This window comes from Nocardia sp. NPDC019395 (genome assembly GCF_040632335.1).
Taxonomy (GTDB): Bacteria; Actinomycetota; Actinomycetes; order Mycobacteriales; family Mycobacteriaceae; genus Nocardia.
Window position 1 is genome coordinate 92027 of the sequence record NZ_JBEYBT010000011.1, and the last position, 18934, is coordinate 110960.

At 65.7% G+C, this 18934-nt stretch carries 19 protein-coding genes and 1 tRNA gene; 13 read left to right on the forward strand and 7 right to left on the reverse strand.

Features of this window, described 5'->3' with window-relative positions:
- Window positions 1-85: 85 nt before the first annotated feature.
- Genes ABZ827_RS22590 through pknB form a run of 6 tightly spaced genes read left to right on the forward strand, consistent with a single transcriptional unit; the run spans window position 86 to window position 8401 of the window.
- Window positions 86-553, forward strand: coding sequence for an FHA domain-containing protein (locus tag ABZ827_RS22590; protein ID WP_357239847.1), 468 nt, complete (start codon window positions 86-88; stop codon window positions 551-553).
- A complete protein-coding gene (locus ABZ827_RS22595; RefSeq protein WP_357239849.1) occupies window positions 550-2055 on the forward strand; it encodes a PP2C family serine/threonine-protein phosphatase in 1506 nt (501 codons plus the stop codon). Before ABZ827_RS22590 ends, ABZ827_RS22595 begins: the two co-directional genes overlap by 4 nt.
- Window positions 2055-3533, forward strand: a complete 1479-nt coding sequence (locus ABZ827_RS22600) for an FtsW/RodA/SpoVE family cell cycle protein (RefSeq protein WP_357239852.1) — start codon at window positions 2055-2057, stop codon at window positions 3531-3533. Before ABZ827_RS22595 ends, ABZ827_RS22600 begins: the two co-directional genes overlap by 1 nt.
- Window positions 3530-4996: a penicillin-binding protein 2 gene (locus tag ABZ827_RS22605; protein ID WP_357239854.1), complete on the forward strand. Its 1467-nt coding sequence runs from the start codon at window positions 3530-3532 to the stop codon at window positions 4994-4996. The genes ABZ827_RS22600 and ABZ827_RS22605 overlap by 4 nt, the downstream gene beginning before the upstream one ends.
- 37 nt (window positions 4997-5033) lie before the next feature.
- Window positions 5034-6500, forward strand: a complete 1467-nt coding sequence (locus tag ABZ827_RS22610) for a serine/threonine-protein kinase (protein ID WP_357239857.1) — start codon at window positions 5034-5036, stop codon at window positions 6498-6500.
- The gene (gene pknB, locus ABZ827_RS22615) at window positions 6497-8401 is read left to right on the forward strand and encodes a Stk1 family PASTA domain-containing Ser/Thr kinase (protein ID WP_357239860.1); all 1905 of its coding nucleotides are present in this window, start codon (window positions 6497-6499) and stop codon (window positions 8399-8401) included. Before ABZ827_RS22610 ends, pknB begins: the two co-directional genes overlap by 4 nt.
- A gap of 87 nt (window positions 8402-8488) precedes the next feature.
- On the opposite strand, the gene ABZ827_RS22620 is transcribed toward pknB, so the two are convergent.
- Entirely contained in the window at window positions 8489-9133 is a 645-nt protein-coding gene (locus ABZ827_RS22620; RefSeq protein WP_357239863.1) for an aminodeoxychorismate/anthranilate synthase component II, read from the reverse strand.
- A 148-nt stretch (window positions 9134-9281) separates the two neighbouring features.
- Here ABZ827_RS22620 and crgA point away from each other — a divergent pair, with 148 nt between their 5' ends.
- Window positions 9282-9548: a cell division protein CrgA gene (gene crgA, locus ABZ827_RS22625; RefSeq protein WP_357239866.1), complete on the forward strand. Its 267-nt coding sequence runs from the start codon at window positions 9282-9284 to the stop codon at window positions 9546-9548.
- A 148-nt stretch (window positions 9549-9696) separates the two neighbouring features.
- A complete protein-coding gene (locus tag ABZ827_RS22630; protein ID WP_357239869.1) occupies window positions 9697-10158 on the forward strand; it encodes a PH domain-containing protein in 462 nt (153 codons plus the stop codon).
- Between the two features lie 147 nt (window positions 10159-10305).
- Here the strand turns inward: ABZ827_RS22630 and ABZ827_RS22635 are convergent, their stop codons facing one another.
- Window positions 10306-11184 (reverse strand): rhomboid family intramembrane serine protease, encoded by an 879-nt coding sequence (locus ABZ827_RS22635; protein ID WP_357239872.1) that lies wholly within the window; start codon window positions 11182-11184, stop codon window positions 10306-10308.
- 185 nt (window positions 11185-11369) lie between these two features.
- Between ABZ827_RS22635 and ABZ827_RS22640 the strand changes: the two genes are divergently transcribed.
- On the forward strand, window positions 11370-11585 hold the full coding sequence (locus ABZ827_RS22640; protein WP_357239875.1) for a hypothetical protein: 216 nt from the start codon (window positions 11370-11372) through the stop codon (window positions 11583-11585).
- Window positions 11586-11597: 12 nt separating this feature from the next.
- Here the strand turns inward: ABZ827_RS22640 and ABZ827_RS22645 are convergent, their stop codons facing one another.
- The gene (locus tag ABZ827_RS22645) at window positions 11598-12392 is read right to left on the reverse strand and encodes an ABC transporter permease (RefSeq protein WP_357239992.1); all 795 of its coding nucleotides are present in this window, start codon (window positions 12390-12392) and stop codon (window positions 11598-11600) included.
- A 56-nt stretch (window positions 12393-12448) separates the two neighbouring features.
- Entirely contained in the window at window positions 12449-13531 is a 1083-nt protein-coding gene (locus ABZ827_RS22650) for an ATP-binding cassette domain-containing protein (protein WP_357239878.1), read from the reverse strand.
- Between the two features lie 872 nt (window positions 13532-14403).
- Between ABZ827_RS22650 and ABZ827_RS22655 the strand changes: the two genes are divergently transcribed.
- Together ABZ827_RS22655 and ABZ827_RS22660 are read left to right on the forward strand one after the other, a co-directional pair.
- Window positions 14404-15315 carry an oxygenase MpaB family protein gene (locus ABZ827_RS22655; protein WP_357239881.1) on the forward strand — a complete coding sequence of 304 codons (912 nt, stop codon included), beginning with the start codon at window positions 14404-14406 and terminating at the stop codon, window positions 15313-15315.
- 111 nt (window positions 15316-15426) lie between these two features.
- Window positions 15427-15939: a thioesterase family protein gene (locus ABZ827_RS22660; protein ID WP_357239884.1), complete on the forward strand. Its 513-nt coding sequence runs from the start codon at window positions 15427-15429 to the stop codon at window positions 15937-15939.
- A gap of 46 nt (window positions 15940-15985) precedes the next feature.
- On the opposite strand, the gene ABZ827_RS22665 is transcribed toward ABZ827_RS22660, so the two are convergent.
- Window positions 15986-16276, reverse strand: a complete 291-nt coding sequence (locus tag ABZ827_RS22665) for a cold shock domain-containing protein (protein ID WP_357239887.1) — start codon at window positions 16274-16276, stop codon at window positions 15986-15988.
- Window positions 16277-16383: 107 nt separating this feature from the next.
- Between ABZ827_RS22665 and ABZ827_RS22670 the strand changes: the two genes are divergently transcribed.
- Together ABZ827_RS22670 and ABZ827_RS22675 are read left to right on the forward strand one after the other, a co-directional pair.
- The gene (locus tag ABZ827_RS22670) at window positions 16384-16515 is read left to right on the forward strand and encodes a hypothetical protein (protein WP_357239890.1); all 132 of its coding nucleotides are present in this window, start codon (window positions 16384-16386) and stop codon (window positions 16513-16515) included.
- A gap of 113 nt (window positions 16516-16628) precedes the next feature.
- Window positions 16629-17195, forward strand: coding sequence for a helix-turn-helix transcriptional regulator (locus tag ABZ827_RS22675; RefSeq protein ID WP_357239893.1), 567 nt, complete (start codon window positions 16629-16631; stop codon window positions 17193-17195).
- Window positions 17196-17278: 83 nt separating this feature from the next.
- On the opposite strand, the gene ABZ827_RS22680 is transcribed toward ABZ827_RS22675, so the two are convergent.
- Both ABZ827_RS22680 and ABZ827_RS22685 read right to left on the reverse strand, forming a co-directional pair.
- Window positions 17279-17351: transfer RNA gene (locus ABZ827_RS22680), tRNA-Ala, on the reverse strand.
- 90 nt (window positions 17352-17441) lie between these two features.
- On the reverse strand, window positions 17442-18719 hold the full coding sequence (locus ABZ827_RS22685; protein ID WP_357239895.1) for an oxygenase MpaB family protein: 1278 nt from the start codon (window positions 18717-18719) through the stop codon (window positions 17442-17444).
- Window positions 18720-18934: the final 215 nt, after the last annotated feature.

An 18934-nucleotide genomic window follows, 5' to 3' on the forward strand; every position in this document is an offset into this window, starting at 1 on the left:
AGCGGGCCGCTGGGGCGAGCACGGCCAAGGGGTGGGTCACCACGCCGACGGCACCGGCACACGGTCGAACAGGAGGTGGAGCGCCGTGCAGGGACTTATTCTGCAGTTGACCCGTGCCGGGTTCCTCCTGCTGCTATGGCTGTTCGTGTGGGCAATCCTGCGCACCCTCCGCAGTGATATCTACGCGGCTTCCGGCATACGGCTCCAGAATCAGGGACCACGTGGTTCCGCGGTCCTGCCGTCCATCCGCCGGGGCCAGAAGGGCGCCAAACATCTTGTGGTGACTCAAGGTTCTCTAGCCGGTACCCGTATCACCCTGGGTACCCAACCGGTATTGATCGGTCGTGCTGACGATTCGACGCTGGTACTCACCGACGATTACGCCTCCACCCGACATGCCCGGCTGTCCCTACGCGGTGACGACTGGTACGTCGAAGACCTCGGCTCGACCAACGGTACCTACCTCGATCGCGCCAAAGTCACCACCGCAGTCCGCGTTCCGCTCGGCACTCCTGTCCGGGTCGGCAAGACAGTGATCGAGCTCCGATCGTGACACTTGTTCTCCGCTACGCAGCGCGCAGCGACCGCGGCTTGGTCCGCGCCAATAATGAAGATTCCGTCTATGCCGGCGCCCGGCTACTCGCCCTGGCCGACGGCATGGGTGGGCATGCGGCCGGCGAGGTCGCGTCGCAACTGATGATCGCCGCGCTGGCGCATCTGGACGACGACGAGCCCGGCGAGGATCTACTCGGTAAGTTGAACCGGGCTACCCATTCCGGTAACTCGGCGATCGCCGAACAGGTCGAGGAAGAACCCGAACTGGACGGGATGGGCACCACGCTCACCGCCATCCTGTTCGCGGGCAAAAAACTCGGCATGGTTCATATCGGCGACTCCCGCGCCTATATGTTGCGCGACGGCGAACTGACCCAGATCACCCGCGACGACACCTTTGTCCAATCGCTGGTCGACGAGGGCCGGATAACCCCGGAGCAGGCGCACACCCATCCGCAGCGGTCACTGATCATGCGCGCGCTCACCGGTAACGAGATCGAGCCGACGCTGGTTATGCGGGAGGCCCGGTCCGGCGACCGCTACCTGCTCTGCTCGGACGGCCTCTCCGATGTCGTCAGCGACGAGACCATCGCGAACACCATGCGCGAGGGTAGCACCGACGAATGCGCCGACCGGCTCATCGAACTCGCGCTGCGCAGTGGCGGACCGGACAATGTCACCGTCGTGGTCGCCGATGTCATCGACCTCGACTACGGCCAGAGCCATCCCATCGTCGCCGGTGCCGCGTCCGGGGAAACCGAGAACAACCCGCCGCCGAACACGGCTGCCGGGCGGGCCGCCGCCATGCGCCCGCCGGCCGCCGCACCCCGGCGCACCGCGGGCGAACCCGAACCGCCGCCGAAGAAGTCCCATAAGCTGCGCTGGCTGTTGCTCGCGGTGGCACTGGTTTTCGCGGTGGCCATCGGGCTGGTCGTCGGCTACAAGATGATCCGGTCCAACTACTACGTGGGTGCGGACAACGACAGCGTCGTGGTCATGCAGGGGCTGCCGGGATCGATCCTCGGATATTCCATCCACGAGGTGAATCTGGTCGGCTGTGTGACCGCGAAGGGTGAGCTCACCCTTGCCGAGAGCGGAGCACCGTTCCCGGAGGGCTGCCGTCAGTTGCAGGTCAGCGATCTCGAGCAGACCGGGCGCGACCAGGTCGAACGCGGACTGCCCCCGGGGACGTTGGACAAGGCGCGGGAACAGATGCGCGTACTGGCCGACCGCGAACTGCTGCCGGTGTGCAAGAAGAACGGCTCGGCGGCGCAGCCGGGTGTCGTGACCACCACTCCCGCGCCGCCTCCGCCGGCCGCTCCGACGCCCACCGAGGCGGCGCCGCCGGCCCCGGCCACCCAAGCACCCCCTCCTGCACCCGCACCCGGCCAGAACGGTGAAAACCCGGTACCGGCGGCGCCGCCTACCACCACCGCGCCGGCGCCTACCACCACCGCTGCGCCCCAGACGCCGGGGGAGAACTGCCGGGTGACGGACTGATGTCCGCACCGGCACCGCCGTCCGCCGGGGCTTTTCCGAGTCCCCCGGGCGGTTTCGCGGCAACGCCGCCTCCTACGTCCAGGCGCAATACCGAACTGCTGTTACTGGGCTTCGCAGCCTTCATCACCACGGCCGCGCTGTTCCTGGTGGAAGCCAGTCAAGAGCAGTCACTTACCTGGGATATCGCGAAGTACGGGCTTGCCTACCTGGGACTTTTCGCCGTAGCGCATCTGGCGGTCCGCCGGTTCGCGCCCTATACGGATCCACTGCTGTTGCCGATCGTGGCGCTGCTCAACGGAATCGGCCTGGTTCTCATCCACCGCCTGGATCTCGCCGATCAGCAGACCGCGGCCTACAACTCGTGGGATATCCCCTCCCCCGACGCCAACCAGCAGATTCTGTGGACCGCTTTCGGAATTGTGCTGTTCGTGGCGCTGCTGGTCGTATTGCGTGATTACCGGACGCTGGCCCGCTACGCGTACACCCTCGGCCTGGTCGGGCTGGTGGCTCTCGCGATACCGGCGCTGCTGCCCAGTTCGCTCTCCGAGGTGAACGGCGCCAAGATCTGGGTCCGGCTGCCCGGGTTGAGCTTGCAACCCGGCGAATTCGCCAAGATCCTGCTGATCATCTTCTTCGCCTCTGTTCTCGTATCCAAACGAGAACTGTTCACCGCGGCGGGCCGGCATTTCCTCGGTATGGAATTTCCCCGCGCCCGGGATATGGGCCCGATTCTGGCTGTCTGGATCGTCTGCATCGGGGTGCTTGTCTTCGAGAAGGACCTCGGGACCTCGCTGCTGATCTTCGGCACCGTATTGGTGATGCTCTATATCGCCACCGAACGGGTGGGCTGGCTGCTGATCGGCGGCGGGCTGCTCGCCGTCGGTTTCCTGTTCGCCTACCAGATGTTCGGCCATGTCCAGGTGCGTGTGGAGACCTGGCTGCATCCGTTCGACGATTACAACAACACCGGCTACCAGATCGTGCAGTCGCTGTTCGGTCTGGCGACGGGCGGGCTGGCGGGTACCGGCCTGGGCAGCGGCCGGCCCTCGCAGGTGCCGTTCGCCAAAACCGACTTCGTCGTCACCACCATCGGCGAAGAACTCGGCCTCATCGGGCTGACCGCCGTACTGATCCTTTTCCTCATATTGATCCTGCGTGGAATGCGTACCGCGCTCGCGATCCGCGACAGTTTCGGCAAACTGCTCGCGGCCGGGCTGGCCTTCACCCTCGCCATCCAGATCTTCGTGGTCGTGGGCGGGGTGACGAAGTTGATCCCGCTCACCGGTCTCACCACCCCGTTCGTCTCCTACGGTGGTTCCTCACTGCTGGCGAACTATGTCCTGCTGGCTCTGCTGATCAAGATCTCCGACGCTGCCCGTGAGCCCGCCCCGGCCCGGCGCCGGGAGCCCGCCCCGGCCCCGTTGGCCGAGGCCCAGACTGTGATGGTGTCGCGACGGCAAGGGGGTCAGCAGCGATGAACACACCACTACGCCGAGTGGCCATGGCGGTCATGGCGATGATCGTGGCCCTACTGCTCAACGCCACCTACGTCCAGGTCATCAAGGCCGACGATTACCGCGCGGACCCGCGCAATTCCCGGGTCCTGCTCGACGAGTACTCCCGCCAGCGCGGACAGATCTCCGCGGGCGGCGCGGTTCTGGCCAGTTCGATCGCCACCGACGATCGATACAAGTACCTGCGCGCCTATCCCACCGACCCCTCGGCCTTCGCCCCGGTCACCGGTTTCTATTCGATGCAGTACGGCAGCACCGGCCTCGAACGCGCCGAGGATCCGGTGCTCAACGGCTCCGACGCGCAACTGTTCGGCAGCCGGCTGGTGGATCTCGTCTCGGGCCGCGACCCGCGCGGCGGCAATGTCGTGACGACGATCGACCCGGCGATGCAGCAGGTCGCCTACTCCGAACTGACGAGCAAGGGATACACCGGTTCGGTCGTGGCCATCGAACCCAGTACGGGCAAGATCCTGACCATGGTGTCCACGCCCAGCTACGACCCGAATCTGCTGTCCGGGCACGACGGTGCCCAGGGCACCCAGGCCTGGGAGAGCCTGAGCGCCGACGAGAACCAGCCGATGGTCAACCGCGCGATCTCGCAGACCTATCCGCCCGGCTCCACCTTCAAGATCGTGACCACCGCGGCGGCGCTGTCCAGCGGAAAAGCGAATCCGCAGTCCCAGTTCACCGCGGCGCCGAACATCACACTGCCGGGTACCAACACCACCTTGGAGAACTACAACGGCTCCACCTGTGGTTCCGGCGCCACCGCGACCCTGTACGAGGCCTTCCGGCGCTCCTGCAACACCGCGTTCGCGGAGCTCGGTGTCGACGTCGGCGCTGCGGCGCTGGAAGACGAGGCCGCCGCGTTCGGTATCGGCCCGCATCGCGGGATCCCGATGCCCGTCGCCGAGAGCACCGTGGGCAATCTCCCCGATAACGCCGCGCTGGCGCAGAGCAGCATCGGCCAGCGCGATGTTGCTCTCACCCCGCTCGACAATGCCGTGATCGCGGCTACGGTGGCCAATGGCGGCGTGCGGATGGAACCGTATCTGGTCGACCAGCTGCAGAACCCGGACCTGAGTGAACTTGCCACTACCGAACCAGTGTCCGTCGGCCAAGCCGTGAGCGCCGAGGTAGCGTCTACGCTGACCGACCTCATGGTCGCCTCGGAGGAGAACACCGCTGGTAGTGGCGGATCGGGTTATCGGATCGCGTCCAAGACCGGTACCGCCGAGCACGGCTCCGATCCACGCAATACACCGCCACACGCCTGGTACACAGCGTTCGCACCGGCCGAGAACCCGAAGATCGCCATCGCGGTCATCGTGGAGAACGGCGGTGATCGGGCGCTTGCGGCAACCGGTGGATCGGTTGCCGCGCCGGTCGCCCGGGCGGTGCTGGACGCAGGTCTGCGAGGTCGCTGAACGAGATGGATGTGCGAGTGAATCTGCAGGGAACCCGATGCTGAACAACGGCGCGATGATCGCGGACCGCTACCGGCTGCAGCGCCTGATCGCTACCGGCGGGATGGGCCAGGTCTGGGAGGCACTCGACACCCGGCTCGACCGCCGGGTGGCGGTCAAAGTACTCAAATCGGAGTTCTCGGCCGATCCGACGTTCCGGCACCGGTTCCGCACCGAGGCCAAGACCACCGCGCAGTTGAATCATCCCGGGATCGCGGGGATCTACGACTACGGCGAAACCTACGACCCGCAGGGCGGTGAGACCGCCTATCTGGTGATGGAACTGGTCCAGGGCGAGCCGCTCAACACCGTGCTGAACCGCCTCGGCCGGCTGTCGGTCGTCCAGGGCCTGGACCTGCTGGAGCAGACCGGGCGCGCCCTGCAGATCGCACATCAGGCCGGTGTTGTGCACCGCGACGTGAAACCGGGAAATATCCTGGTCACGCCCACCGGCCAGGTGAAGATCACCGATTTCGGTATCGCGAAGGCGGTCGACGCCTCACCGGTCACCAAAACCGGCATGGTGATGGGCACCGCTCAGTACATCGCGCCGGAACAGGCCATCGGCGAAGACGCCACCGCGGCCAGCGACGTGTATTCGCTCGGTGTGGTCGGCTACGAGGCGCTCGCCGGTCAGCGGCCGTTCACCGGTGACGGCGCCCTCACGGTCGCGATGAAACATGTGCGCGAGGTCCCGCCGCCGATGCCGTCGGACCTTCCTCCGAATGTGCGCGAACTCGTCGACGTGACCCTGGCCAAGGAGCCGAGCCAGCGCTACTCCGACGGCGGCGAATTCGCCGAGGCCGTGGCCGCGGTGCGATCCGGCCGGCGCCCACCGCCACCCCGCAATCTGGTCGCGGCCGGACCGACCAGTGTTATCCCGGCACCACAACCGGGCTACGACGAGACCGCGACAGTCCGATACACCACCCCGCCCGCTGTGGTGGCCGGACCGGAGACGGTCATGGACCATCACGGTGCGCACGATGCCGACCCCGCCGGTGGTGGCGGACTCGGTAAGAACCAGAAATGGATGATCGCGCTGGGGATCGGCGCGTTGCTGCTCGGCGGGGCCGTGGTGTGGCTGCTGTTCGGCGGCGATACGAACCCCGAGGGGACCCCACCTGGGATTTCCTCGACCGCCCCGACCACCCGGCCGCTGCCACCTCCGGTCAGTCCCACCTATGAGGTGACCGAGCCCCCGGTCTGGACAACCACGGAGCAGTACACCACTACTCCGCCGCCGGCCACGACGACCACACAGCCGCCGGCCAGCACGACCACACAGCCTCCGACCACTACGTCGGAGACCACGACCGCGCCGAGCACCACCGCGCCGACCACCAGTGAGGAGACGACCACCACGCGTCGTTTCCCGGTCCCGGATATCGATCTGCCCGAATTCACCCGGGAAAACAGCAGCTCTCCCTTCGACGTGCCGAGCCACCATCAAGGACAGCCATGACGACCCCGAAGAATCTCTCCTCTCGCTACGAGCTGGGCGAGATCATCGGGTTCGGCGGTATGTCGGAGGTCCACCGGGCCCGCGACCTGCGGTTGAACCGTGATGTCGCGATCAAGGTGCTGCGCGCCGATCTGGCCCGCGACCCCACGTTCTACCTGCGCTTCAAACGCGAGGCCCAGAACGCGGCGGCACTGAACCATCCGGCGATCGTCGCGGTGTACGACACCGGCGAGGCCGAGGTCGACGGCGGTCCGCTGCCGTTCATCGTTATGGAGTACGTCGAAGGTGACACGTTGCGCGATATCGTGCGCAACGAGGGTCCGCTGCCACCGCGCCGGGCCATGGAAGTGATCGCCGATGTCTGCGCCGCGCTGGATTTCAGCCATAAGGCCGGGATCGTGCACCGCGATATGAAACCGGCCAACATCATGATCAACCGGGCCGGCGCGGTGAAGGTTATGGACTTCGGTATCGCGCGGGCGATCGCCGACGCCGCGAATCCGATGACCGCGACGGCCGCGGTGATCGGAACAGCCCAGTATCTGTCACCTGAGCAGGCGCGGGGCGAAACCGTGGACGCGCGCTCGGATGTCTACTCCGTCGGTTGCGTACTCTTCGAAATCCTCACCGGAGAACCCCCGTTCACCGGCGATTCCCCGGTCGCGGTCGCCTACCAGCATGTGCGCGAGGACCCGAGGTTGCCCTCGCTCGTATACGAGGGGGTTCCGCGGGAACTGGACTCGGTCGTCCTCGAGGCCATGGCCAAGAATCCCGCGAACCGGTATCAGAGCGCGGCGGAGATGCGCGCGGACCTGATCCGGGTACTCGGCGGCCAGAAGCCCGGTGCCCCCATGGTGATGACCGACGAGGATCGCACCACAATGCTCGGACCGGCCGAACCGCCGCCGCGAGGCCACCACCGGGCCGGCGACGACGATCTCGCCGATTACGACTATGACTCCGGAGGCGGTCGCAATCGGCGGACGGCCTATATCGCGGCCGGGGTAGTCGCCGCCGTGGCCGCCGCGTTCGGCCTGTTCTGGATGCTGGTCGGTCCGGGTAGCCAGCCCGACCAGGTGGCTGTTCCGGACCTGTCCAATATGTCGTCCAGCGAGGCGGAGCAGAAACTGGACTCGCTCGGCTTCGACGTTTCGATCCAGCCGAAACCCGACGGCAAGATCAGCTCCGGCAATGTCATCGCGACGCAGCCGCTCGGCGGATCACGTGCCGACGAGGGCAGCACGATCACCATGCAGGTTTCCACCGGACCTCAGCAGGTGCCCGTGCCCCGGATCACCGGCCTGTCGCAGCAGGATGCCGCACAGGAACTCACCAATGCCGGGTTGCAGGTCGACCCGAATCTGAAGCGCGGTCCGTCCAGCACTCAGGACAAGGACAAGGTCATCGCTCAGGAGCCGTCGCCCGGGTTCGAGCTGGATGCGGGCAGCCAGGTCACGCTGACCATCGGATCCGGGCCGGAGCAGGTCTTCGTCCCGGATGTTGTCGGTCAGTTGATCGATCGGGCCCAGCCGAACCTGGAAGGGGCCGGATTCAAGGTCGAGATCGAAGAGGTCCAGTCGGCGCGGCCGCGCGGTGAAGTGCTCTCCACCGGTCCGACCGGCGGTTCGACCGCCGACAAGGGCTCCACCATCAAGGTTCAGGTGGCGCAGAGCGATCGGATCGCGATGCCGAATCTGGTCGGTCTCACCGCGGCAGAGGTCGTGGACACCCTGCGCGGAAGCGGCTGGCAGGGCAGCGTGAACCAGGTTCGTCAGATCACCCAGATAACCCTGGACGCCGATCAGTCGGGCAAGGTCCTCAGCCAGCAGCCCTCGGCCGGCACCACCGTGCCGTCCTCCACCACGGTGACCGTCAACACCGGCGTACTGCCGCTCGGATGAGTTGCGTGTGCTGCCGGCCGCACCGGCCCGGCAGCACACGCCTCGGCAGGCGATCCGGCCCGGTTCACGCGTCGGGTGCCGGGCCTGTCACTGGACGCTGAGTCCGGCGACCTCCGCCTCCAGCATCTCCACCAGGCCTTCGGCAGGCCGCTCACCGCAGATTTCCAGCCAGTTCGCCAGCATCCGGTGTCCACCCTGGGTGAGTACGGATTCCGGATGGAACTGCACACCGTGAATCGGCAGTTCGTGATGGCGCAGCGCCATCACGATGCCGCTCTCGGTACGACCGATCACATCGAATTCGGCCGGCAACGTATCTTCCAGCACGGTCAGAGAGTGGTACCGGGTCGCGGTGAACGGATCCGGTAACCCGGCCAGTACACCGGCACCTATATGGAACACCGAACTCGTCTTACCGTGCAGCAACTCCGGGGCCCGGGTCACCGTCGCACCGAACGCCGCCCCGATCGCCTGGTGGCCGAGGCAGACGCCGAGCAGCGGAGTCGTGTGCTCGGCGCAGGAGCGTACGAGATCGATACTCGCACCCGCACGCTCCGGTGTACCGGGTCCGGGGCTGATCAGTACCCCGTCGAAATCGCGGGCCACGGCATCGGTATCCGCGAGCTCGGGATCGTCGTTGCGCCAGACCACGGCCTCGACGCCGAGCTGACCCAGATACTGGACCAGGTTGAACACGAAGCTGTCGTAGTTGTCGACGACCAGAACTCGCATGCACAAAAGATTACGTGCCGGGCTCGGTGGGCACAGCCCCGGAGGGAGTTCGGCGGTTCGATCGCCGGCTCCGGGCCTGCGGCATCCCCCCAGATCACCTGGTGGGCTAGCCTTGGAACACGACCTGCACGCTGAACACGAGGACATCATGCCCAAGTCGAAGGTCCGCAAGAAGACCGATTACTCGATCAACCCCGCCAGCCGCACGCCGGTGAAGGTGAAGGCGGCGGGCCCATCGCCCGTGTGGTACGTCACCATCATGCTCGGCTTCATGCTGGCCGGGCTCGTCTGGTTGCTGGTCTACTACCTCGCGGCCGATCAGATCAGCTGGATGGGCAGTCTCAATGCCTGGAATTTCCTGATCGGTTTCGGGCTGATGGTTATCGGCCTGATCATGACGATGCGTTGGCGCTGAGGTACTCCGCCCACTCTGCGGCCGACCGCGGTTGACGGCGGGTTCGCAGCCCCGCATCGGCCATCGACCAGGGATTACACGGGTGTAATTAATGCACACCTGTGGATAAGCCTGTGGATAACTCTCGAGACGGATTGGGGATCACCGCGTGCAGCCCGAGAGCACACAACCACGCCTCGCCTGGACGACCCCGCTGCCCGCACTGGTCGCGGTCGCGATCGGTGGCGTGATTCTCGCGGTCGCCGCCCTGCTGACCACCGAGGTTCCGGGAAAATTCCTGCTCGGCGTGGCGGCGGTGGTGCTGATCGCTCTCGCCGCACTGGGGATCCGTCAGCGACCGCGGTTATCGGTCATACCGGGTGATCAGCCGGTGCTGGTACTGCGCGGCCTCACCGGAGTCACCGAGTACACCCGCGACCAGATCCTGCGAGCCCGAGTGGTGGGGTACCGCCGGCTCGGCCGTAAATCGCCGATGCTGGAGATCGACGTGGATCACCTCGGTACCGAACGGCTGCTCATCTTCGGACGATGGGATCTCGGTACCGATCCGGAAGACGTATACGAAATCCTCCGGTCGGAGCTTCGTCTGCGCGGCGAATCGGCCCGCTGAACTCGTCGCCGCCCGGCACCCACCGGATCGGGCCATGTTTCACGTAAAACATGGCCCGCCCCCGGCCGAATCACCTGGACGGACCCTGCGGCTCCGCCACGATCGATACGCGGCTACCGGTCCCGGCGGCCGGTAACGCCGCCACGGTCAAGGCAGCGTTACCGCGGCCAGGCCGATCACCGCCACCGCCGCCACCGCGAGGGCAGCGAGCGAGATCACACCGACCATCCGGGCCTTTTCCGGAGTACGGGCCCGCACCCACTGCGGTAGGAACATGATGCCGAGGGTGGCCAGGGTGCCCGCGGCCAGGCCGCCCAGATGACCCCACAGCGAGATACCGGGCAGCGAGAAGCTGATGAATACATTGATCCCGATCAGGATCAGCATGCTGTTCGGGCTCTGCCGCAGCCGGATCAAGATCACGGTGATCGCCCCGAACAACCCGTACACCGCACCCGAGGCCCCGGCCGTGAGACTGTTCTGCGCCAGGAGCATCATCGCGGCCGATCCACCGAGCAGCGAGATGAGATAAACCGCAAGGTAGCGCGACCGGCCGAGAACCAGTTCGATATCGCGCCCGACGATATAGAGCGCGAACATGTTCAGCAGTAGATGGATCACGCCGTAATGCAGGAAGCCCGAGCCGACCACGCGGAACCATTCACCGGCAGCGACGGCCGGCGGATACATCACCCAGTCGACGAACAACGCTGATCCGCGCTCGTTCTGCATAAGACTGCCCGACTGCGCCGCGGTGATCGCGTAGACCACGATATTGAGCGCGATCAGGGTATAGGTGACAAACGGGGCGGCAGTGCGGGCGGCCACCGAACCCGATGCGGTGCGCACCCTCGGAGTGCTGCGCTGATCTGCGCGTATGCAGTCGACGCAATGCTGGCCGACCGAGGCCGGCCGCAGGCATTCCGGGCACGCGGGGCGCCCGCATCGGGTACAGGCCAGTCCGGTGGGCCGGTCGGTGTGCCGGATACACACCTGAACCGGCTGCGCGGGCTGTTCCGGGTTCACCGGACTACCCGATCGGCGGACGGCTGGGGTGACTCGCGGTGCTTTACCTGCCCGGTACGGCGTGTCGTACTCACCAGCCCATCGTGCCATGCGCGCGCCGCGCCCGTTGTGCGCCGAAAGCAGGTCGGCAGAGCCCGGTGACCTGGCAGTCTGCGCTATCGGCCCGGCTGTGTCAGAGTTGACCCATGAGCTCGAGCCCACTGCGTCCATCCGGTCGTTCGCGCTATCGGCTGCTCGCCGCCGCGGCGGTGGCGGCAGCCGGGGGTGCCGCATGGCTGGTGCGCAGTAAACGTCCGCAGCCGCCCGAGCCCGCTCCCGCGCCGCCCCGCATCGGACAGTCCCGCGCCGGGTCCGCGAACGGCGTGTCCGCGAACGGGTCCGCCCCGACCGCCGACAGCTGACCGGCCCGGCGCTCAGCGACTGACGGTCTTGCGGTACTGCCGCAGTGCCAGCGGAACGAAGACGGCCAGGATGATCACCACCCAGAGCAGCGTTGTCGCGATCGGATGCTGCAGGGACCAGGCCGTCGAACCGTCGACCACCGGCGAAGAGTTCCCGAACAGGTCGCGGGTCGCCTGAGCCAGAGCCGAGACCGGGTTCCATTCGGCGAAAACCTGCAACGGACCCGGCAGGTCCTGCAACGGTACGAATGTGTTCGCCAGGAACGTGAGCGGGAAGATCACCATGAAGCTCGCGTTGTTGAACACCTCCGGGGTATGAACCAGCAGGCCGACCACGGCCATGATCCACGAGATCGCATAGGCGAACAGCAGTAACAACGCATAGGCCAGTACCGCGTCCAGTATCGACCCGCGGATCCGCCAGCCGACCACCAAACCGGTCAGTGACATGACCACCAGGCTGACGATATTGATCACCACATCACTGACAGTGCGGCCGATGAGTACCGAGGACGGGGCCATCGGCAGTGAGCGGAACCGGTCGATGATGCCTTTCTGCATATCCTCGGCGAGGCTGAGGCCGGTGAAGGTGGATCCGAATACGACCGTCTGGACGAAGATGCCCGCGATCAGGAATTCGCGGTAACCGCCCTCGAGCCCCGGCACCTTGATCGCGGAACCGAAGATGTAGGCGAACAGCAATACGAACATGATCGGCGAAAGGGTGCTGAAGATCAGCACATCGGGAACCCTTTTGATCTTGATCACGTTCCGTTTGGTGACGGTCGAGCTATCGCTGATCACCATCGATATTCGCTCGCCCAGGGTCAAAGTCTCCCGGTACGCGCCGGTGGCCACCGCGCTCATCTGCTTTTCCCTTCCATCGCCCCGAGGGTCTCCGTTTCCGGAGCCATATCCGACCCGGCGGCCGCGGCCGGCTCGGTACCGTCCGTCCGGGGGTCCAGATCCCGGTATTCCGCGTCCTCGTCCGCCGGCTCCCGGGTTTCGGCCTCGTGACCGGTGAGTGAGAGGAAGACATCGTCGAGAGAGGGGCGCCGCAACCCGACGTCCTGGATCTTCACGCCCTGCTCTGTCAGCCTGCCGAGTGCGTCCACCAGTGCCTGCGATCCATTGCTCACCGGCACCACTATCCGGCGCAGGCCGGGTTCGAGATGTATCTCCCCGTCGGCGAGCGGAGCGAGCGCCTCCTGCGCAACGGCCAGATTGTCGGCGTGGTCGACGGTCAGCTCGATTCGGTCGCCACCGACCATACCCTTGAGTTCGTCCGCCGTACCGCGGGCGATCACCCGGCCCTGGTCGATCACCGCGATGGAATCGGCCAAGCGATCGGCCTCCTCCATGTACTGAGTGGTCAGCAACAGGGTGGTGCCGGCGGCGACCAGCTCCTCGATCACATCCCACAGGTCCAGCCGCGCCCGTGGATCCAGGCCGGTGGTGGGCTCGTCCAGGAACAGCACGGGAGGATTGGCCACCAGCGCGCCGGCCAGATCCAAGCGGCGACGCATACCGCCGGAGTAGCCCCGCACCGGCCGGTCGGCCGCCTCGCTGAGCCGGAATCGCTCCAGCAGCTCGCGTGCCCGTTCCTTACTCCGTCGCGTTCCCATGTGATAGAGCCGCCCGACCATTTCGAGGTTCTCGAACCCGGTCAGGTACTCGTCCACCGCCGCGTACTGACCCGACGCTCCGATCCGGGAGCGCAGCGCCCGCGGATGCGCGAGTACATCGATACCGGCCACCGTCGCTCGACCGGAATCGGGTACGAGCAGGGTGGTGAATACTCGCACCGCGGTTGTCTTACCGGCACCGTTGGGTCCCAGAAGCGCGGTCACCGTGCCTTCGGGCACCGTCAGATCTAGCCCGTCCAAGGCGCGAACTCGTCGGCCGTAGTGTTTGACGAGACCCTCGGCGACTATTGCGTCGGGCATAATTCTCCTGAGTCGAGCGATGGAGCGGGGCGAGTGTCGTGGGTCGCCGGTGGCGATATCGAGCCACCGACCAGGAGCGCATCCGGCAACCGGCCGTACTTCGAGCCAGTATCGTCGCGGTCGCCGGTGTTTTCATCCGATTTATCCGGTTGCTCCGCCTGCCTCCGCACGAAAAAGGCCGCACCCCGGCCCGACTGTGCTCGGGGTAGCCGGTACGGGGCGCGACCGGTTTCGATCATCGCCGCCCCGGCTCGCACGGTCGCGCGTAGCCGACTACTCGATTCCGCGCCCGGCGATACGCGGATCCGCACCGCACCGCTCGAGGGGTGGCGGAGTTCACGTCCGGGAGGCACAGCCGCATAGTGACATCGGGGTACGACAGATTCGGCCGATCACCGAACGCTCCCGGTACCCGCATCCACCCGAACTCCGATGCGGCGACCGCGCCGTAAAGCTATCCGCGAAAAACAGTTCGACGTACTCTGACCTGCACCGGCCGCCCCCACTCCGCGACCTCGCGACCATGCCCGCCCCACTTGTGATCGACACCAAAAAAAGTCTGAAACTACTGGGCCTCTTGTACGCGCGATCGCGGATCATCGCGTAGGATCGAACGCGTCGGCCCCTCCCCCCCGGGCCGACCTTACGCGGGCCTCGGCTAACTCCCCCCCTTCGCCGAGGCCCGCTCTCATGTCCGGGTCCGGCCGACCGATGCACGCGAGCCCCGCGTCGCGTCTCGATATCGCGACCGATTCCTGTTCCGGCACCGCTCCCCTATTGCGTGATACGTATACGCACAACACAGCAATAGTGAGAGGTTTGGAGTATCATCGTCTCATCAGATCGATGCAGTAGATCAAGGGAGATCCGCAATGACCGCGTCCGTCGACGTCGCAGCCATCGACACCCACGCTCCCGCGGAGCGTCGTCCATTCGGTCCCGGCACTCGGACTTGGGAAGAAACCGGCCTGATCACCTTCTCGCTCACCGCGGGTTCGGCCTTCCTGTTGCAGACCATGGAACCTTCGATCTCCGCCGTGGTCGATGCTCACTCGACCTTCCGCACCGACCCGATCGGTCGCGCGCTGCGCAGTTTGTCCGCGGTGATGATGTGGACCTACGGCGGTGAAGAATCGCTCGGCGAAACCGACCGGTTACGCAAAATGCACGCCACCCTCAACACCACGGATGCCCAGGGAAAACGGCATACCGCACTGTCCAGCGGGCCGTGGGCCTGGGTGCTGCATACCGGAACCTTCGCATTCGCCGAGAACGCCAAGTATTTCTCGAAGCGTCCGTTGACCGATGCGGAGAAAGAGGACTACTACCGTGAAGCCCTGCAGCTGATGCGGAACTTCTCGGTCCCGCCCAAGGAACTTCCGGCGACCTACGCCGATTTCGAGAAGTTCTTCGCGGGCGAGGTGGAGAACCATCTGCAGGCCACGCAGACCTCCAAGGATTATCTGAAGGTCATCCGGACGATCGCCCCGCCGGCCAAGTTGCCGCGTGCGTTCCGGCCGCTGTGGCGCGGGCTGACCGATCCGTTCGGCCGGATGCAGTACTTCGTCACCGTCGGTACCACTCCGGAAGCGGCGCGGCGCAAACTGGGGCTCACCTGGAGCGAGTCCGACGAGCGCAAACTCCGGATCCTCGGCTGGTTCGTCGCGCGGCTGATTCCGCTGCTTCCGGAACGACTGCGCTACTTCCCGATCGCCTACGAGGCGCGCAAACTCGAACGCGACAAGGCCCGGCTGCGCAAGGTGATCGACATCCGGCCGCTCTGACCCGGCCACTCCCCACCGGCACAATCGGGCCCCCGGATCGAGCCGATCCGGGGGCCCGATTGTGTATCGATACACTTCGGGTCAGGATCGGATCGACAGGAGCGCAACCCCGTGACCAGCAGCACGACCATACTTCCGGACTATCGACAGGTGGTACGGCTGCCACGGGAACTCGGGCCGATCAACGTTCCCGAGAGCTTCCGGGACGAGAACGACCATATGAACATCAAGCACTACTTCGATCTGTGTGTCGAAGCCGCGGGACAGGTTTTCGAACGGAGCGGTATCACCGACGAATACCGTGCTTCCCGGGGCGTCGGGTTCTTCACCGCCGAGCACCATATCCGCTACCACTCCGAAACCCGGATCGGCGAACAGATCTCGGTGTACGTCCGGGGCGTGGATCGCTCCGACAAAGTAGTTCATGTGGTGGCCTTGCTGGTGAACGACACCACCCGGCGGCTGAGCTGCACGCTCGAGATCACCGCCATCCATGTGGATCTGCGCACCAGATCGGTCGCGCCGTTCGCGGCCGATACCGCCGCCGCGATCGATCGCGAACTCGAACCTTCCGACGCGGACTGGCCCGTTCCGATCTGCGGAGCCATGGGAATACGCCGCTGAATGCCCGGTGCGCAGCGACCGGTTCGCCGGCGCTCGCGAATCCTGCCTACGTCCTATCAGCTCCGGCACCGGTATCGGGTTGGCCGGTCGCCGCCGGGCGCACCGTCACCGCTTCGTGGCCGCGGGGGCGGGAAGTGCTGATGAATATCACCGGTTGCCCGGCATGCAGCGTCCGGTAGCCGTCTGTTTCGATGCACCGGTATTCCACGAAGACCTGTTCGGTCCCGTCGTCGGGTTTGATGTAGCCGAACCCTTTTCCGGAGTCGAACCAGAAGACCCTCCCCTGTCTCCAATCCGATCGGTCGAACCCGGGTGCGGCAGACTCCGAAGGGGTCATCACCTGGTCTTCTCCACTCGTTCCGTCAGGGTCGACACCATCAAACGTACGCCCAGCGCCGGTGAACGTCACGATCGGTTCCATCGGCACGCCGTTGCGGTGCATATGTGCCGGAATCATCCTTCCTCACCGACACCCGCACCGGCTACGACACGATCGCGCCGGCGTACTCCGAACAGTTCGCCGGCGAACTCGAAACGACCCCGCAGGCGGCCCTACTGCTGATGCGCTCGAGTTGATAGGTCTCCATGAAGGCATCAAAATGATGGATAGATCGATCATCTCGGTGGGATCAACGTGATGGGTGCTCGACATTTCGGAGTCGCGGACGCAGCCAGGTGATCACATCCAAATGAGTCTTGACGCGATCATTTTGATAGATGAACCTGGTCAAGTGGTGATCAAGAAGAACCCGCTCGGCCCGACAGGCAACACTGTCCGGGAAAATGTCCTGCGTTACCGCACCCGGATGAACCTGGGCTATGCCGATCTCGCGCGCAGGCTCGAGGCCCTCGGCCGCCCGATACCGGTACTGGGCCTGTCGCGGATAGAACGGGGCGAGCGCCGGGTGGACGTGGACGATCTACTGGCGCTCGCCGTCGCCCTCGGCGTCTCCCCCACCAGTCTGCTGCTTCCCGATACCACCGATGCGGACGAGACCGTCACCGCCACCGGAATCGACGGCAGCGCCGCCGATCTCCTCGGCTGGCTCCGGCTGTTCACCCCGTCGGCTCATATCGGCAAACCCGCCGACCGGCGATTCGTCCGCGACGCCATCCGGTTCATCGCCGATGCCCGCCCGCGGTGGGATATCGAAAGCCTTACCCTCGAGGAACTTCCGGGAGTCGGCCACCTGGAATACGCCGCGGAGATCACCGAGAAGGCGCGACAGTCCGGCTCGACAACAGACTCGGCATAGGCGATCGTCGGCCCAGAACGATGCGGTCGGCGGAAAGTAGAAACGCTCCCGTCCTGCCGGTGCAGGACGGGAGCGTTTCGGAGTGGAGCCTAGGGGAATCGAACCCCTAACCCCTGCCTTGCAAAGGCAGTGCTCTGCCAATTGAGCTAAGGCCCCGGGCGGACGCGCGGACTGCGCCGCAAGTCGCCTGCGAAACAGTAGCGTTCCAGCACGTACACCGTCAAACAAGGATACCGGGGCGGCACCTCACCTCCGCAACGCACCGCTGGCATCGAACTCCGCCTCGCGACCCTGCATCTGTTCGCGGTACCAGTTCTCGCGGTGCCGGAGCATAACCTTCTCGTGGAACCGCCCGATCGGCGGAACGCGGCGGGCCAGCTCCACGGCGGTCACCAACGGGATTCGGGCGATGGGAAGCAGAACCCAGGGCAGCGCCGCGGGCATCCGGTACTTCCGGCGGGTGGTGGGCAGCATGTACAAGGCCGAATAGGCGGAGTTGATCCGATAGTTGTAGTGCGCCCGCAGACGGGCGAGTCCGCGCTGTTCGGCGCGGGGGGCGAAGGCCGCCGGATAGGACTCGATGAGTTCGGCGCCCGCCGCACCCGAGTCGTGGGCGCGAGCGATCATGGTCATCGCCATCACCCGCAGGGTGTCGGGCACCGTTTCGGGATGCCAGGTCAACCGGACGCCGAGCAGGTAGCCCATGTACTTCTGGAAATGCAGCAGGGCCCGGAACTCCGCCGGACTGGTCTGGTAGCCGAGCGCCCACAGTCCCAGGCCCGGGATGGTACTGCCCGCGATCAGCGTCAGCAGTTGGTAGGTCTGGCTGATCGGCAGCCCCCATCGCTCGGTATCCCATTCCGGATGCCGCGCGACGCCGGCGCGGACGGAGACGTGCATGATCCGCACTTTCAGGGCGGTCGCGCGCCCCTGCGACCCGGGCGTCAGCAGGGCGCCGGGCTGCGAAACATCCATCCAGAATCGGCAGGTTTCCAGGAAGCGGCGCAGGGCGCTGTCGCCGGCATAGCCGCCGGCCAGCGACAGCGGTGTGGCGACAGCGGATTCCGTATACATCTCCAGGGTTTCCGCGCCCGCGAAACTGAACAGCATCGTCCCCCAGCGCCGCCATACCGCCGCGCCACGTTCGACGAGATCCGGCTGTACCCAGCCGGGTACGGTTTCGAATTCGGCGAACAGTGCCCGCATGGCCGCGGGCGGGTCGGGGATGCTGTCTATACCGTCCCGCAACGCCGCTTCCAGAAGCTTCCGGCCGTCAGCGCGACCGGTTTCGCCCCGCATCACTTCCGCGACGAAGCGTTCGGCCACGGGATCACCGGAGAACATATCCGCGCACAGGGCGCGCGCTTGTTCCTCGGTCGGGAACAATTCAGTGCCGGTGAGCCGGCGTACCAGCCGTTCGATCTGCCGTACCCGAGGGTTCTCGCGGGCCTGCCAGTAACGAAAGGCATCCGGGCACCGGCCGGCCGGTTCCTCGATGCCCGGTGTCACCACTGATATCGACAACGCTGTCCTCCCTGCCGTGTCGATCCGGTGCCGGCCGGATCGCCGCGGTGCCGCCTGAGGTGGTGCCGCGGACCGACCCACCTACTCCGAACATACTTGAGTGTATGGAATGACAGTACCCATTGGTATGGAGAAGAGAAAGAGCGCGGAAGCTACGGGACACACCCACGGATCCGGCCGGCGGCGTAGAGCCGTAATCGCCCGATCCCTCTGAA